Below are 15,991 nucleotides of genomic sequence, written 5' to 3'. Positions count from 1 at the left end.
GTGCCCGCGCTACCCCGCGTCGCGGCCGAGGTAGGCCAGCACCGCCAGCACGCGCCGGTGGCCGCTGCCCTCGTCGGACGGCAGGCCGAGCTTCGCGAAGATGTTGCGGATGTGCTTGAGCACCGCGCCGTCGCTGACCACCAGCAGCTCGGCGATCGTGCTGTTGTTGTAGCCCTCCGCCATCAGCGCCAGCACTTCGCGCTCGCGGGCGGTCAGCGCGGCCAGCGGATCGGCCGTGCGGCGGCGGGACATCAGCTGGCCGATCACCTCGGGGTCCATCGCCGTGCCGCCCTTGGCGACGCGGTTCAGCGCGTCGAGGAACCGCTCGACCTTGCCGACGCGCTCCTTGAGCAGGTAGCCGACGCCGCCGACGCCGTCCGCGAGCAGTTCCACCGCGTAACTCGTCTCGACGTGCGCCGACAGCACCAGCACCGGCAGCGCCGGGTGGATCTCGCGGGCACGCACCGCCGCGCGCAGGCCTTCGTCGCGGTGGGTCGGCGGCATCCGGACGTCCATCACGACCGCGTCCGGCCGCTCGCCTTCGACGAACGCGAGGAAGTCCTCGGCGTTGTCGAACGTCGCGGCGACCTCGATGCCCGCCGTCTTCAGCAGCAGCGCCAGTCCTTCGCGCAGCAGCGCGTCGTCCTCGGCGATCACGACCCGCATGGCAGCTCCACTCGCAGCACGGTCGGCCCACCGGGTGGGCTCGTCAACTCCAGGGTTCCGTCGAAAGCCTCGGCGCGGCGCCGGATCCCGGCCAGCCCGCTGCCGCGGGACTCGTCCGCGCCGCCGCGGCCGTCGTCCCGGATTTCCAGGCACAGCAGCGAAGCCGTGCCGCCCAGCGTGATGTCCACTTCGGACGCTTCGGCGTGCTTGGTCACGTTGGCCAGCATCTCCGCGACGACGAAGTACGCGGCCGCCTCCACCGCGGCCGGGCGGCCCGCCTCGTACTCGACGGTGACCGCCGTCGGCACCGGGCAGTGTTCGGCGAGCGCGCGCACCGCCCCGGCCAGTCCGCGCTCGCTCAGCAGCGGCGGGTAGATGCTGCGCACGACCGTCCGCAGCTCGGCCAGCGCGTCGGTCGCCGTGTCCTGCGCCTTCACCAGCAGGTCGCGCGCCGCCGCCGGGTCGCGCTCGTAGAGCTGGCCCGCGACGCCCAGCTGCAGCACCACCGCCGCGATCCGGGCCTGCGTCCCGTCGTGCAGGTCACGCTCGATGCGCCGCAGCTCGGCCCCGTGCGCCTCCAGCGCCGCGGCGCGCGTCGCGGTCAGTTCGGCGACGCGGTCGGCGAGGACCACACCCGGCCCGGGCGAGAGCAGGGAACGCGCGGTGCGGGCCTGCCAGCGCGCGGCCCGCGGCAGCAGGAGGGTGGCCGCGGCCATCGCGGCCCCGACGACGAGGGTCAGCGCCGCGCGCGGCCACGAGTTCACCATGATGCCGAGCGAGCCCTCGATCCCGCCGGGCACCGCGGGCCACACGAACGCCGTGACGACCTGCTGGACCGCGCCCAGCGGCAGGCCGACGGCCAGCGCGCCGAGCAGCAGCCCGGTCGCCGCGTGCAGCGCGAGCCACGCGAGGTCGCGGCGGGTCGCCGGGTCCTTCAGCGGGGAACCGTCGCGGTAGGGCTCGGGGATCGGCTCGCCCAGCCGTCGCGCGGCCCGGCGGCGGTCGACGCCCACCGGCCACCGCGCGAGCCGGATCGCCGGGGCCAGCGATGGGATCCCGACGCCGAACGGGCACAGCAGCAGCACGGCGAACAGCCCGGTGAGGGCGAAGATCGACAGCATCGACGTGCCGGCGCCGACGACGAGGTAACGAGCCGCCGACCAGCACTCACGCAGGCGGGTCGTCACGCCCACAGTGTGCACCCCACCACCGGGGTGGTGCCCGCGCTACCCCCGGTTCTCCCCTCCACGGGATCGATCGGGGCGCGCCGCGAACCTAGTTTTCCTTACGTGAAAACGATGACCACAGCGCACGCGCTGGAACTGTCCGCGGTGCGGAAGGTGTACGGCTCGGGGGACGGCGCCGTCACCGCCCTCGACGGCGTCTCGGTGACGGTGGAGCGGGGCACGTTCACCGCGGTGATGGGCCCGTCCGGCTCGGGCAAGAGCACCTTCCTGCACTGCGCGGCCGGGCTGGACCGGCCGACGTCGGGGCGGGTGCTGCTCGGCGGCACCGAGATCGGCGGGCTCAAGGAGGGTGAGCTGACGCGGCTGCGGCGCACCCGGATCGGGTTCGTCTTCCAGGCCTACAACCTGATGCCGTCGCTGAACGTGCTGCAGAACATCACCCTGCCGCTGCGGCTGGCCGGCCGGAAGCCGGACCCGCGGTGGCTGCGGGAGGTCGTCGAGGGCGTCGGGATGGCGAACCGGCTCGAACACCGCCCGGCGGAGCTGTCGGGTGGGCAGCAGCAGCGCGTCGCGATCGCGCGGGCGCTCGTCACGCGGCCCGACGTCGTGCTGGCCGACGAGCCGACCGGCGCCCTCGACACGCGCACCGCGCGGCAGGTCCTCGACCTGCTCCGTGCCGTCGTCGAGGGGATGGGCCAGACCGTGCTGATGGTGACCCACGACCCGGTCGCGGCCTCGGCCGCGCACGGCGCGCTCTTCCTGGCCGACGGCAGGCTGGCCGGGCACCTCCCGCACCCCACGCCCGAGCGGGTGGCGGAGCGGATGACGCACCTCGGGGAGTGGTGAACGTGCTGACGCTGGCTTGGCAGACGATCCGCAGCAGGCTCGGTGGGTTCACCGGCGCGTTCGTCGCGATCCTGTGCGGTACGGCTTTGGTGGCGGCCTGCGGGGTGCTCATGGAGTCCGGCCTGCGTGCCGGGGTCCCGACCCAGCGGTACGCCGCCGCGGCCGTCGTCGTCGGCGGCGCCCAGACCGTGCGGCCGCCGGGCGCCGACGCGCTCACCTTCGAGCAGGTCGGCGAGCAGCCGACGGTCCCGGCGGACCTGGCCGGGAAGATCGCCGGGGTGCCCGGCGTCCGCGCGGCGGTCGCCGAGCGGAGCTTCCCCGCGCACGTAGTGACCGGCGACGGCCAGGTGCTCGGCGGCGCGGAATCCCTGGGCCACGGCTGGGACACGGCCGCGCTGGCGCCGTTCACCCTCCGGGCGGGACAGCCACCGGCCGCGCCCGGCGACGTCGTCCTCGACGCCGACCTGGCCCGCCGCGCCGGGGTGGCCGTCGGGGGGCAGGTGCGGATCGCGACGCGGTCGGTGCCGGAGACGTTCCGGGTGACCGGCGTCGTCGACGGCCTTTCGCGGCAGTCCGCGCTGTTCTTCACCCCGGCGCGGGCCGCGGACCTGGCGGGACAGCCGGGCCGGGCGCACGCCATCGGCGTCCTGGCCGAGCCGGGCGTCGCGCCGGAAGCCCTGGCGGAACGGGTGCGCGCGGCCGCACCGGACGTCGAGGTGACCACCGGCGTCGAGCGCAGCTCCGTCGAGTTCCTCGACGTCAGCCAGACGCGGACGCTGCTGCTGGCCATCGCCGGGTCGTTCGGCGGCTTCGCGTTGCTGGTGGCCGTGTTCGTGGTCGCGAGCACCCTGGCGCTGACCATCAACCAGCGGCGCCGGGAGTTCGCGCTGCTGCGCGCGGTCGCGGCGACCCCGCGGCAGATCCGGCAGCTCATCGGCGCGGAGACGACGTTGGTCGCGCTCGTCGCCGGGGTGCTCGGCGGCGTGCTGGGACTCGCGCTCGCGTCCGTGCTGCGGGACGCGTTCGCCGCGATCGGCGTCGTCCCACCCGAGTTCGAGCTGGCGTTGAGCCCGCTGCCGTCCCTCGCCGCCGTGCTGCTCGGGCTGGGCGCGGCCCGGCTGGCCGCGTGGGCGGCGGCGCGGCGGCCGTCGTCGATCCGGCCGGTCGAGGCCCTGGGGGAGGCCGCGGTCGAACGGCGTGAGCTGGGCCGCGTCCGGGTCCTCACCGGCTGGGGGCTGGTGGCGGTCGGTTTCGGCGGCGCGCTGGTGCCGCTGTTCCTCCACGGCGAGGTGGCGACGGCGATCTCGACGATGGCGACCCTGGTCGTCGTCATCGGACTGGCGGTCGTGGGCCCGCAGGTGACCGGGCTGCTGGTGCGCGTGCTCGCGCCGGTGCTCGGGCGGGTTTGGCGGATCAGCGGTTACCTGGCCGGGGCCAACGCCGTGGCGAACACCCGGCGCGTCGCGGCGGCCGTGACCCCGCTGGTGCTGGCGATCGCGTTCGCGCTGTCGACGTTCTACAGCCAGACGTCCGCGACCGCGGCCGTGGCGGAGGAGTCCGCGCGGTCGACGACCGCCGACTACGTCGTGACCAGCCCGGCCGGGGTCTCGCCGGAGGCCGCCGCGGCGATCGGCGGGCTGCCGGGGGTGGCGGCCGCGACGCCGGTGGTGCGGACGTCGGTGATCACGGCGACGACGGTTGGCGACGGCATGGACGTCCAGCGGAACGCCGCGCAGGGCCTGGCGGGCGACAAGGTCCGGGGCGCGCTCGAACTCGGCGTCGACGCCGGGAACCTCACCGAACTGACCGGCGAAACCGTGGCGTTGAGCCGGTCGGAAGCGGACTGGCTGGACAAGAAGCTCGGCGACGACGTCGAGTTCTACTTCGGCGACGGCGTTCCGGCGAAACTGCGGCTGGTGGCGACGTACACGCGGGACAAGGCGTTCGGCGACTTCGTGCTGCCGGTCGAGCTGGCGCGGCAGCACACCGGCGGCCGCCTCGACGACTCGGTGCTGGTCCGGCGTTCCCCGGACGCGGACCCGGCGGCGGTGTCGGCGGCGCTGAAAGCCTTGCCGTACCCGGGTTTGACGGTCGCGCCCGCCGCGTCGATCGCCGCGCCCGAGGGCGGTGAGCGGCAGGCGCAGTTCTACCTGAACCTGGTCGCGGTCGGCGTGATCGTCGGGTACCTCGCGATTTCGGTGGCCAACACGCTGGTCCTGACGACGGCGCAGCGGGCCCGCGAGTTCGCGTTGCTGCGCCTGATCGGCACGACGCGCCGCCAGGTGCGGCACATGATGCGGCTCGAGGCGCTGGTGACGGTCGGGATCGCGGTCGTCGCCGGGACGCTGGTGGCGTTGGTACCGCTGGGGTTGCTCAACGTGGGCCTGCGCGGCGACCCGCTCCCGTCCGGGCCACTCACCGTCTACTTCGGAATCATCGGCGGGGCGGTGCTGCTCGGGATGGCGGCGATGGGGATCGCGACGCGGGTGGCGTCGCGGGCCCGCCCGGTCGAGGCGATCGGGCTGCGGGAGTAGGGGACCGGGCGCCGTCCCCCTCGGCCGGCGCCCGGAGTCTGTTCAGGCCGTTTTCGTGAGCAGGGCGGGGAAAACGAGCAGGACGGGCAGGATCGCGGCGACGGCCAGCACCGCGCAGCCGCCGTTCTCGGTGCCGCTGCTGTGCCGCGGCCGCGGTGGTGCCCCCGGGGTGTCGGGCGGTGGTTCGCCGGAGGAGAGCCACATGTCCACGGCGCGCCGCCGCACGACCCCGTGCGGGCCCTCCGCCAGGTCCTGCTTGGCGGCGTTGTTCCCGCCCGCGGCGGCTTTCCGGTACCACGGTTCGGCCCGCGACCAGTCGCCCAGCTTCTCGGCGTACAGGCGGCCGAGGAAGTAGGCGGCCTGCGCGTGGCCCAGTTCGGCGGCCTTCCGGTACCACTCGGCGGCTTCGGCGAGGTCGCCGACGCCTTCGTTGGGTGGGCGTCCCTCCATGGTGGCGCGGGTCTGGCCCTCGACGATCAGCCCGAGCCGCGCCATCGCGTCAGGTGACCCGGCTGCCGCGGCTTCCCGGTAGCGGCGCTCGATCTCGGGCAGATCCTCCAGCGAGCCGAAGAACTCCAGCTGGTAGGCGGCCTGGAAGAGCTCGTTCGCGGTCATTCCGCGGAAGCTAGTGCCTCATCAAGGAACGTTGACGCGGTAACCGTGTCGCGTGGACATCCGGGCCGGTGAGCGCGAGGCTGGCCGGTGGAGGTGAGGGATGGCGCGTCAGCCGGAGGTGTTCGCGCGGTCGTTGGAGCCCGAAGAAGCGCAGCGGCTGGTCAAGATCACGAGGTCGACTCGGGATCGGGTGCGTCTGCGGCGGTCCGGGATCGTGCTGGCCTCGTCGCAGGGTCGGTCCGCGGGAGAGATCGCGACGAGGTTCGCCGCGACCGAGGGATATGTGCGGGAGGTGATCCACGCGTTCAACGACTCTGGGTTCGCGGCGTTGTCCCCAAAATGGAAGGGCGGCCGACCTCGTAAGTTCGGGCCGGCCGCCCGTGAACAGATCTGCCGCGTCGCCGCCTGCAAACCGACCGAACTGGGGTTGCCGTTCACGACCTGGAGCCTGGCCAAGCTGGTCGACTACCTCACCGACCACGCCTGGATCAAGGTGAGCACCGAAACCGTCCGGCAGATCCTGCGCCAAGAGGGCGTGTCCTGGCAGGCGACGAAGACCTGGAAAGCCAGCAAGGACCCGGACTTCATATCGAAGAAGACCCGCATCCTCGACCTCTACGACCACCCACCCGCCGACGGACGGGTGATCTGCGTCGACGAGTTCGGGCCGCTGAACCTGCAACCCCGTCCCGGTCGCGGCTGGTTTCCTCGCAGCCGACCGGCCCGCCTGCGCGCGACCTACACCCGCACCAAGGGCATCCGGCACATGTTCGCCGCGCTCGACCTCGCCACCGGGCAGATGTTCTACCGGTTCCGTGACCGCAAACGCTGGCCGCAGTTCCTCGACTTCTGCAAGCAAATCCGCCGCCGCTTCCCGGCCGGGAAGCTCTACCTGGTTTGCGACAACTACGGACCGCACGGCAAGGTCGAGGTCACCGCGTGGTGCGCCGCCAACGGCATCGAGCTGGTCTACACGCCCACCAACGCCTCGTGGTTGAACTGGATCGAGTGCGAGTTCACCGCGGTTCGCTACTTCACCCTCGACGGCAGCGACTACCCCAGCCACGCCGCCCAGGAGACAGCGATCGCGGGCTACCTGCGCTGGCGCAACCGCCACTGCCACCCCAAGCGCCACTTCGCCGTCAACTCCAAGATCCGCCGACCGGATTACCTACCCAACGTTGCTTGATACGGCACTAGGCCGGTGCGCTGAAATTCCGGTGAAACGCCAGCTCAGCCGATCGTGACCACGAACGCGACGAGGGCGAGCAGCACGGCCAGCCCCACGACGGCGGCCAGCACGGCCCAGCCGCCGTCCGGCCGGTTTTCCCGGGACGGCCACGGCTCACCGTGCGGGCCACCGGCCAGCCGCCGGCGGGCTTCGTCGTGGCCACCGCGGGCGGCTCGCCGGTACCACGGTTCGGCTTTGGTCCAGTCGCCGAGCTTCTCGGAGTACAGGCGCCCCAGGGAAAAGGCGGCGTGCGGATCCCCGCGTTCGGCACCCCGCCGGTACCACTCGGCGGCTTCGGCGAGGTTTCCGACGGCCCGGCCGGGCCAGTGGCCTTCGAATTCCGCGCGCGTCCGCCCTTCGAGGAGCAGCCCGAGCCGGGCCATCGCCGCCGCCGAGCCGGCCGCCGCGCTCCGCCGGTAGAGGTGTTCGATTTCGGGCAGATCCGCGACGGAACCGCCGCGCTCCAACCGGTACCCCGCCTGGTACAACTCGTCCCCGCGCATGCCGCGACGCTAGGCGGGGGCGATGAAATCCGGATGAAACGCGGGCGATCGGGAAACCCTGCCGTACTCCCGAAACTTATCGAAAGTTATTGCCCCACCAGCGATGTCGATCGCATGCTTTCGCCATCCTGGCTCGCCTGCCAGCCTCGACGAGGAGGAAGCATGCTCACCAAGAACCGCTTCAGGGTGTTCGCCGGTGGGGCCGCCCTGGCGCTCATCGCGACGCTCGTGCCCGGGGTCGCCCGGGCCGACACCGTCATCACCACCAGCCAGACCGGGAACAACGGCGGGTACTACTACTCGTTCTGGACCGACGGCGGCGGCTCGGTCCAGATGACGCTGGGTTCCGGCGGCAACTACCGGATGAACTGGAGCAACGTCGGGAACTTCGTCGGCGGCAAGGGCTGGAGCAACGGCAGCCGCCGGACGGTCAGCTACTCCGGCAGCTTCAACCCGTCGGGCAACGGCTACCTCGCGCTCTACGGCTGGACGTCGAACCCGCTCGTCGAGTACTACATCGTCGACAACTGGGGCACCTACCGGCCGACCGGGACGTACAAGGGCACGGTCACCAGCGACGGCGGCACGTACGACATCTACCAGACCACGCGGTACAACGCGCCGTCGGTGGAAGGCACGAAGACGTTCAACCAGTACTGGAGCGTCCGCCAGCAGAAGAAGACCGGCGGCACCATCACGACGGGCAACCACTTCGACGCGTGGGCGCGCTACGGCATGCGGCTGGGCAGCTTCAACTACTACATGATCCTCGCGACCGAGGGCTACCAGAGCAGCGGCAGCTCCAACCTGACGGTGGGCTGAGCGGTGCGACCCTGGATCCTGGCCGCGGCGTTGGCGGTCTCGAGCGCGGTGGCCGTCACCCCGGCGGCCCACGCGGCGGCGTGCACCGGGTACGTCGGCCTGACGTTCGACGACGGGCCGTCGTCCGGGAACACCCCGGCGTTGCTGAGTGCGTTGCGGCAGAACGGGTTGCGGGCCACGATGTTCAACGAGGGCCAGTACGCGGCGGCGTACCCGGCCCAGGTGGCGGCGCAGGTGAGCGCGGGCATGTGGGTCGGCAACCACAGCTACACCCACCCGCACCTGACCCAGCTCGGCCAGTCCCAAGTGGACTCCGAGATCGGCCGCACCCAGCAGGCGATCGCCTCGGGCGGCGGCGGAACGCCCCGGCTGTTCCGGCCGCCGTACGGGGAGACGAATTCGACGGTCCAGACGGTGGCGTCGAAGTACGGCTTGCGCCAGATCATCTGGGACGTGGACTCCCAGGACTGGAACGGCGCGAGCGTGGACGCGATCGTCGCGGCCAACGCCCGGCTGCAGAACGGCCAGATCATCCTGATGCACGAATGGCCGGCCAACACCCGGGCGGCGATCCCCCGGATCGCGCAGACCCTGGCGAGCCGCGGCCTGTGCGCGGGAATGATCTCGCCGCAGACCGGGCGGGCGGTCGCCCCGGGCTGAGCCGGGGGCGGCGGGGCCTGTTCCGGTGTGGTCGCCGCACCGGAACAGGCTTCCCGGCGTGCTCAGGGCGATCTCAATGAGGTGGCGGGCTGTGCCGGGGCTGGTCTCGGCGCGGACCGGGCTGGCCGCCGCCCGAGGCTGCTCCAGCGGCAGACCCGGCTCCCCGTCACCGGGTCGGCGAGTGTGCTTCCGCCGAGGTGATCGCGGCCAGCGCACCCGGCAGTTCCGCGACATCCGCGAGGCGGGCGCCGATGTGCCCGTCGGGCCGCACGAGCAGGGCACCGCGCATCCCGAGCTGCTCCTCCGTCACCCGCTCGACGTGAAGCGGCCAAGACCCGGCCGGTGCCCCACCAGCGGTCGTGAAGAGGGCGAACCCCTCGCGGCAGGCGTCGAGCGTGGACCTACCAGGCGCCAGCCAGAAGTGCGGCATCCGGTGCCCCGGCCGAAGCGTCGGCACGTAGTCCGTCCCCGGCTCGGCAAGCTCGCCCGGATCGAGCACGGCGGAGGAGCGATACGCGACGCCGAGGACCAGCCCGAGCTGGGCGAAGTACTGCTCCGACCACGGCACCTCCCCGTCCCGGACCGCCATCGTGCGGCGGGCGTTGGCCACCGCCTGGGTGAGCGTCCGGTGCGCCACCGGGTGCCGTTCCGCCTCGTACGTGTCCAGCAGGCACGTCCCCGCCCAGCCGCGGAGCACGCCCGCCAGCTTCCAGCACACGTTGTGCACGTCGGCGACCCCCGTGTTCATCCCCAGCCCGCCGATTGGTGGCACCGCGTGCGCCGTGTCCCCGGCCAGCAGGACCCGCCCGCGGCGGAAGCCCGTCGCGACGAACGCGCTCATCTCCCACCGCTGGACCCGCCGGACCTCGACCGGGACCTCCGCGCCCAGCGCGCGCGAGACCACGGCTGGCCAGTCGGCGTCCGGGACCGTCGGGCCGAACCACGCCCAGCCGCCCTCCGGGTAGAGCGGGGTCAGCGTGCCGTGCGGGGTGAAGCACACGCCGGTCGGCGGGAGGCCGCCGAGGTCCGCGTCGAACACGGCCGTCGTGAAGGTCCCCAGCGACCCCGGCCCCTCCGTCCCGATGCCCAGCCGGTCCCGGACCGTGGACTTCGCGCCGTCGGCGGCGAGCACGAAGTCCGCGTGGACCTCGGTGCCGTCATCGAGCACCGCCCTCACATCGTCGGCTTCCTCGACGACGTCGACGAGTGCCGTGCCGAATCGCACCGGGGAGTCCGCCGCGGCGAGCAGGACGGGCTCGAGCCGGTCCTGCGAAGTGACGACGCCCAGCGCAGGGGACGCGGGCACCGGGTCGTGCACGCCCAGCATCGGCGCGGAGGCGAGGTCGGGGCCGCTCAGCGTGTCGCGGAAGCGGACGCGGCCGTACTCGCGTGCGAAGGCGACCGCCGTGATCGCGGCGTCGAGGCCGAGGGCGCGGTAGATCTCCATCGACCGCACGTTGACCAGGCGCGACCGCGGGAACGGCGACAGCTCACGGCGTTTCTCGACCAGCAGCGTCCGCACACCCCACCGGCCGAGCAGGGCTCGCGCGGTCAGCCCGACCGGCCCGCCGCCGACGATCAGCACCTCGGTGTCCATGCCGGTCACGCTCGCGCGAGGTCGCGGCGGTGGCAACGTCCGCTCGGGCAGCACAACGGGCGTGGCCGGTCAGGCGGGACGGCCGCCGTCGGTGAGGAACACCTGGTGCGCCCCGCCGTCGCACGGGTCTTGGATGAGCTGCACGCCGGGGTCGGCGCTGGCCTGGTAGACGCCGACGCACCACTTCGCGCCGGCGACCGACCGGAGCCGGTAGCCCGCGACGGGCGTGGTGACGGGTTCGAAGGTGAACAGCTGGTCACGGCGGCCGTCCTGGCAGTCGCCACCGGCGAGGAGGACTTCGATGGTCGTGCCGCCCTCGTCGACGGTGACGCAGCCGACGCCCTTGTCGGGGTGGCGCATGACGAGGCGGTAGGAGCCCTCGGCCGGTTCGGCGGTGATCGGCGGGAACGCGGTCTCGCAGGGGTGCTGGCCGACGACTTCCCTGGCCTGGCTGACGAAGCGTTCCCGGCCTTCGCCGAGGCAGAAGCCGGTGTGGGCGAGCCGGAGCCGGAACCCCGGGGAGGCGGCGGGTGCCGGGGCGCCGCTGGGTGCGGTCTCCTGGCCATCGGTGTCCCGGCTGAGCAGGACGAGCCCGCCGATGACGACGGCGACGACGGCGACGACGGCGACCACGGCGACCGGCAGCACGAGCCGTCGCTTCGGCCGGGGTGCTTCGGGCGCCGGGGGTTCGGGCGTGGTCCGGTCGGCGAGGTCCGCCCGGACGGAGATCCACCGGTCGACGGTGGCGGCATCCCCACCGCAGGCTTGGACGAACGCGGCGACCAGATCGGCGCGGGGCAGGGTGTCCCGGCTGAGGGCACCGCTGATGGTCGAGCTGGGCAGGGCGGAGCCGGCCTTGGCGGCCCGTCGTTCGAGGGACCGGTAGCTCAGATCGGTGACAACGCGCAACCGTCGCATGGCGGCGACGAAGGCGGCCGGATCGGTGGCCTCGCGCGGGTCGGGCCAGTCGTCGGGCACCGTCGCTCCTCCCCCTGGTGAGTGACTCGTCGCGCGAGTGTAGCGCCGTCCGGGAGTGTCCGGGACCGTCCGGAATGCTTGTCCGAGCAGGGCGCGGACGGCTTGGTTCGACAGCGGTGACCACCGAGTTCCGAGGAGGACAGCACCGATGCCGAAACGCCGGTTCCGCCCGGTTCGCCGCCGCCGCCCATGGGTCTGGGCGGGCTTCGCGGGAAGTGCCGCTCTGGGAGCCTTGACGGCAAGTTTGATCACAGGAAGTGATGACGGATCACCAGCCGCGACGCAGCTCGCCGCGGGGCAGCTGCCGGATGGGGTCAAGGAGCTGATCGAGAGTTATCTCGATGCCGAGGGGTACCGGGTGGAGGTGCCGCCGGGGGAGCCCGAGGTGCCTGATGTTCCCGCGGCGCCTGATGTTCCGGCTGCTCCGGCCCCGGTGGTCCCGGTGGCACCGGTTGCGCCGGTGCGGCCGGCGGTCGCGTCGGGCGGCGCGGGTGCGCCGCCGTGGCCGGTGGTCGTGGTGCCGGATCCGCTGCCCGGTTCGGGGGCCCGCGGAGGAGTGGCTGCGTCGGCGGGGCCGGTCGAGCTGCCGTTGGCCTTGCGCGCCGGGGCCGGGCTGAGCGGGGTGCCGGGGTCGCGTGCCGGGACCGGGCCGGGTGAGGTGCCGTCGGCGTCGCGGGCCGAGGCCGGGGGCGAACCGGCCGCGTTCTCGGCGGCGGAGCCGCTCGCGGCGCGGGAGGAGGATTTCGCGCGGGGTGAGCCGACGTTGCCGGCCGACCGGGGTGAGCCGGAGCTGTTCGCCGGTCAGGACTGGTCGGCTGAGCCGGAGCGGCTCGCCGGCCGGGGTGATTCGCAGGTGGGGCCGGAGTTGTTCACCGGTCGGAGCCAGTCGGCCGTGTCCTCGCGCGAGCCGGAGTCGCTCGCCGACCGGGGTGAGCCGGAGCTGGTTGCCGTTCCGGATGGGTCGCCCGCGTTCTTCGGCGAGCCGACCGCGCTCGCCGCTGCGGGGCAGCCCGGTTCGTCCACCGCGGGCGACGATTCGATCGCCCTGGCCGGCGCGCCGGAACCCGCCGAGCCGCCGACCGCGAGTGGACCCGAGGCGTTCGCCGGGACCGAAGGCGCGGGTGTCGAGGTGGCACCCGCGCCCTCGAAGGCCGCCGAGCCGACGGGTAAGCGGCCTGGCAAGGCGGCCGGAAGCTCCCGTGGCGGGCATGCGGGGGTGAAGCACGGCGGCGGTTCGCGGACCGGCGAGCCGATCGAGGTCTCCCGCGGCGGGCACGCGAAGGCGAAGCACGACCGCGACTCCGTGGAGGCATCGCGAGACGACCGCGAGGAGCGGACGGCCACCGGCTCGGCGGCCGCGTCCAGCACCGACCACGAGGGCATTCCGTTCCACGGCTCCGCGGATGGCGACCTCCCGGCGGGTGAGCGATGAACCCGCTCTTCAAACCCCTGCCGGGCACCGCCGTCGCGGCGGGGCTGCTCTCCGCCGCCGTACTCGTCTCCGGGCTGTCCGCGCCGCCGTCCCCTGAGCAAGCCGTCGCGCGGCTCGCGGCCGTCGATGTTCCGGGGGACAAGCGGTTCGAGGCCCGGGTCGACGCCGATGGCAACGTCCGCTTCTACCAGAACGGCAAGCAGCTCGGCGTGCCGATCCCGCCCAGCGCGTTGCGCGCCTACGCCGACTACGACTCGTCCGTGCCCGACGACCTGCCCGACAACTACCGCTGGGATCCCGACCGCAAGCGGTACCTGCCCAGGGCCGACCCCGACGGCGATCTCCCGGCCCGGTCCGACGAACGGAAGCGGCGGACCAGGAAGACCGCCGACGCGAGCACCGAACACGGCGCCCCGCTCGGCGAGAAGATCGAAAAGTTCACCAAGACCATGCAGGACGCCACGAAGGCGGCGCGGCAAGCGGGCCAGCTCGTCGGGCAGGTCCCCGGTAAGCCCGCCGTCTCGATGCCGGTCTCGGGGGACCTCACCCTGTCCGGACTGGCGACCCTCGTCGGGCTGACCGCCTCCGGTGTCGGCAACTGGGTGCGCAACCGGGACCAGCGCGCCGAGAATCGCGCCGCCCAGGGCAAGGTCGACCGGCGGACGCAGCGGGAAGCCCGTGACGCCCCCAAGGTCGTCGCCGACGCCAAGGCCAAGGAACAGCACGCCCGGACCCTCGCGGCCGACGCCCGGCGACTCGCCCGCGCCGGCCACCCCGAGGCCGATGCCGCCGCCGAGCGGGCCGACGTCGCCCGCGAACAAGCCGCGGCCGCCCGGGCCAAGGCCAAGCGGTACGAGGCCTCGTACGTGCGCTATCACGTCCAGGACGAACAGAAGAACGTCCACCGCGCCGAGCAGGCGCACGAGGCGGCCCGGCGGGACGTCGAACCCGCCGCGGAGGCGACCCGGGAGTCCTCCGGCAAGAAGGGCAGCCGGATCGTGCGGGATGCCCGCGTCCGGCGGACCGGCGAGGAAGCCGCCCGGCACCGGGCGACACTGGCCGCCGCCACCAAGCGGGCCCAGCGGCAGCTCGCCGACGAGGTCCGGCGGCACGGCGGGCCGGGCGATCCCGACGATCCGCCGAAGACCGTCACGCCGAAACAGCCCACCTCGCGCGACGGCACCGGTGGCGCGCGGCAACCCATCCCGGAACCGGCCACGGCCGTCGGCAGGAATCCCGTGGTTCCGTCGCGGCTGAGCAGCTTCTCGGCGATGCGCAGTGCCGTGCAGGTGCGGGCCGGGATGGGGATGCTGCAGGGGGTCGCGCCGCCGTACTCGTACAAGGAGATCCACGACAACCCCTACCTGCCCACCGCGTTCGGCCTGGCCCAAGGACTGCAGGACGCCGAGATGACCGGGGACCCGGAGAACGTGCGGTGGCTGGAGAACGCGATCATCAAGTACCACCTGCCCGACCCGCACAAGCGCAAGACGTTCCTCGAGGCACTGGCACGCACCTACCGCCCGCAGATCGTCAAGGTCGACGGCGGTTACGCCGAGGCAGTGAACCCGATCCGGACGTGGTGGGAGGACTACGTCCGCCTGCACTACCCGGTGAAGGTGCCGACGCCGCGGGAGCTGGCGGTCCGGAAGCAGGATCAGCTCGCTGCGCGCGATCGGCAGGACGGCACGCTCAAGCGGCCGTTGACGCCGCGGGAGGTGGCGGTCCGGAAGCAGGAGCAGCTCGACCGGCGTGACCGTCAGGACATGGGGACGCCGAAGAAGAAGGTGCACGTTCCGACGGGTCGTGAGGTGGCGGTCCGGAAGCAGGAGCAGCTCGACAAGCGCGACCGCCAGGACGCGGGCGCGCCGAAGAAGAAGGTGCACGTCCCGTCGAGCCGCGAGGTGGCCGTCCGCAAGCAGGACCAGATCAGCAAACGAGACCGTCAGGACGCGGGCAAGACACCCCGCACCAAAGCCCAAACCGCCAAAACCACGGCACCGAAGTCGGCACAGTACAAGGCGGCCCTGAAAAAACAGAGCATGCCGGCCTGAACGGTGTGGTGGCCCCCGAACGGCGAGGGGGCCACCACACCCACGAAACTCGAGCCGCCCGCGACGTCCACAGTGGACGTCTCAGGCGAACAGCTCCGGCCGCCGGTCGGCCAGGTAGGGGCTCAGCTGCCGAGCCGGCGGGATCTCCGCCAGGTCGATCTCGGCGATCCGCAACGGACCGTCGCCCGTGCGGACCCGGCCGTCGGGGCCGACCACGCGGCTCAGGCCGCAGAACGCCGGAGCCGCCCAGTTGCTGTACGCGACGAACAGCTGGTTCTCGAACGCCCGCGCGGGCACCAGCCCGGTCGCGACGAAGCCGCACGGCTCCATCAACGCCGTCGGCACGAGGAGCAGCTGCGTCCCGGCCAGCGCGTGCGCTCGCACGGCTTCGGGGAACTCGACGTCGTAGCAGATCAGCACGCCCACCGTGACGCCGTCGAACGACGTCTGCACCACGCCGTCGGAACCGGGGTCGAACGCCGCGCGCTCGATCGGCCCGTACAGGTGGCTCTTGCGGTAGCGCAGCAGCTCGCGGCCGTCCCCGCCGACCAGGCGGGCCGAGTTGTACACGTGCGGACCGTCCGCTTCGGCCCACCCGTGTACCAGCGCGATCCCCGTCTCGGCCGCGATCGCCGAGACCTCACGGCAGTGCGGCCCGTCCGGCGGCTCGGCGAGGGACCGCAGGCGCGCGGGGTCGTCCAGGTAGCCCGTGCCGGACAGCTCGGGCAGCACCAGCAGCGCCGCTCCCGCCGCCGCCGCGCGGGCGGCCACCGCGCGCAGCCCGGCCGGGGAGATGCCGCCCGGTGCGGCCTCCCAGCAGGCGATCTTCACCGCCCAAGCGTAAGCGCGGCGGCGAAAACCCGACA

General features: G+C 73.1%; 14 protein-coding genes. 7 read left to right on the top strand and 7 right to left on the bottom strand.

Going from position 1 to position 15,991, the window contains the following annotated elements; translation table 11 throughout:
- Positions 1 to 9: 9 nt before the first annotated feature.
- Positions 10 to 666 carry a response regulator gene (locus tag QP939_RS05375; RefSeq protein WP_285455428.1) on the bottom strand — a complete coding sequence of 219 codons (657 nt, stop codon included), beginning with the start codon at positions 664 to 666 and terminating at the stop codon, positions 10 to 12.
- Positions 654 to 1,853, bottom strand: a complete 1,200-nt coding sequence (locus tag QP939_RS05370) for a sensor histidine kinase (RefSeq protein ID WP_285455426.1) — start codon at positions 1,851 to 1,853, stop codon at positions 654 to 656. The genes QP939_RS05375 and QP939_RS05370 overlap by 13 nt, the downstream gene beginning before the upstream one ends.
- A 111-nt stretch (positions 1,854 to 1,964) precedes the next feature.
- Here QP939_RS05370 and QP939_RS05365 point away from each other — a divergent pair, with 111 nt between their 5' ends.
- Both QP939_RS05365 and QP939_RS05360 read left to right on the top strand, forming a co-directional pair.
- Positions 1,965 to 2,699: an ABC transporter ATP-binding protein gene (locus QP939_RS05365; protein WP_285455424.1), complete on the top strand. Its 735-nt coding sequence runs from the start codon at positions 1,965 to 1,967 to the stop codon at positions 2,697 to 2,699.
- A gap of 2 nt (positions 2,700 to 2,701) precedes the next feature.
- Positions 2,702 to 5,233: an ABC transporter permease gene (locus QP939_RS05360; protein WP_285455423.1), complete on the top strand. Its 2,532-nt coding sequence runs from the start codon at positions 2,702 to 2,704 to the stop codon at positions 5,231 to 5,233.
- 42 nt (positions 5,234 to 5,275) lie between these two features.
- Here the strand turns inward: QP939_RS05360 and QP939_RS05355 are convergent, their stop codons facing one another.
- A complete protein-coding gene (locus QP939_RS05355; protein WP_285455422.1) occupies positions 5,276 to 5,848 on the bottom strand; it encodes a tetratricopeptide repeat protein in 573 nt (190 codons plus the stop codon).
- Positions 5,849 to 5,948: 100 nt separating this feature from the next.
- On the opposite strand from QP939_RS05355, the gene QP939_RS05350 reads away from it, so the two are divergent.
- A complete protein-coding gene (locus QP939_RS05350; protein ID WP_285455421.1) occupies positions 5,949 to 7,037 on the top strand; it encodes an IS630 family transposase in 1,089 nt (362 codons plus the stop codon).
- Between the two features lie 44 nt (positions 7,038 to 7,081).
- On the opposite strand, the gene QP939_RS05345 is transcribed toward QP939_RS05350, so the two are convergent.
- The gene (locus QP939_RS05345) at positions 7,082 to 7,582 is read right to left on the bottom strand and encodes a tetratricopeptide repeat protein (protein ID WP_285455420.1); all 501 of its coding nucleotides are present in this window, start codon (positions 7,580 to 7,582) and stop codon (positions 7,082 to 7,084) included.
- A 162-nt stretch (positions 7,583 to 7,744) separates the two neighbouring features.
- On the opposite strand from QP939_RS05345, the gene QP939_RS05340 reads away from it, so the two are divergent.
- Positions 7,745 to 8,404, top strand: a complete 660-nt coding sequence (locus QP939_RS05340) for a glycoside hydrolase family 11 protein (RefSeq protein WP_285455419.1) — start codon at positions 7,745 to 7,747, stop codon at positions 8,402 to 8,404.
- A 3-nt stretch (positions 8,405 to 8,407) separates the two neighbouring features.
- Positions 8,408 to 9,064, top strand: coding sequence for a polysaccharide deacetylase family protein (locus QP939_RS05335; RefSeq protein ID WP_285455418.1), 657 nt, complete (start codon positions 8,408 to 8,410; stop codon positions 9,062 to 9,064).
- A gap of 166 nt (positions 9,065 to 9,230) precedes the next feature.
- Here QP939_RS05335 and QP939_RS05330 read toward each other — a convergent pair whose 3' ends face one another.
- Positions 9,231 to 10,661 carry an FAD-dependent monooxygenase gene (locus tag QP939_RS05330; protein WP_285455417.1) on the bottom strand — a complete coding sequence of 477 codons (1,431 nt, stop codon included), beginning with the start codon at positions 10,659 to 10,661 and terminating at the stop codon, positions 9,231 to 9,233.
- 69 nt (positions 10,662 to 10,730) lie between these two features.
- Positions 10,731 to 11,639 carry an RICIN domain-containing protein gene (locus QP939_RS05325; protein ID WP_285455416.1) on the bottom strand — a complete coding sequence of 303 codons (909 nt, stop codon included), beginning with the start codon at positions 11,637 to 11,639 and terminating at the stop codon, positions 10,731 to 10,733.
- Between the two features lie 442 nt (positions 11,640 to 12,081).
- On the opposite strand from QP939_RS05325, the gene QP939_RS05320 reads away from it, so the two are divergent.
- A complete protein-coding gene (locus QP939_RS05320) occupies positions 12,082 to 13,071 on the top strand; it encodes a hypothetical protein (RefSeq protein WP_285455415.1) in 990 nt (329 codons plus the stop codon).
- Positions 13,068 to 15,125 carry a hypothetical protein gene (locus QP939_RS05315; RefSeq protein ID WP_285455414.1) on the top strand — a complete coding sequence of 686 codons (2,058 nt, stop codon included), beginning with the start codon at positions 13,068 to 13,070 and terminating at the stop codon, positions 15,123 to 15,125. Before QP939_RS05320 ends, QP939_RS05315 begins: the two co-directional genes overlap by 4 nt.
- 81 nt (positions 15,126 to 15,206) lie before the next feature.
- Here QP939_RS05315 and QP939_RS05310 read toward each other — a convergent pair whose 3' ends face one another.
- A complete protein-coding gene (locus tag QP939_RS05310; RefSeq protein ID WP_285455413.1) occupies positions 15,207 to 15,956 on the bottom strand; it encodes a carbon-nitrogen hydrolase family protein in 750 nt (249 codons plus the stop codon).
- Between the last annotated feature and the right edge of the window lie 35 nt (positions 15,957 to 15,991).

It is taken from the genome of Amycolatopsis nalaikhensis (genome assembly GCF_030264295.1).
Lineage (GTDB): Bacteria > Actinomycetota > Actinomycetes > Mycobacteriales > Pseudonocardiaceae > Amycolatopsis > Amycolatopsis nalaikhensis.
This window is presented reverse-complemented; position numbering and strand designations above follow the sequence as displayed.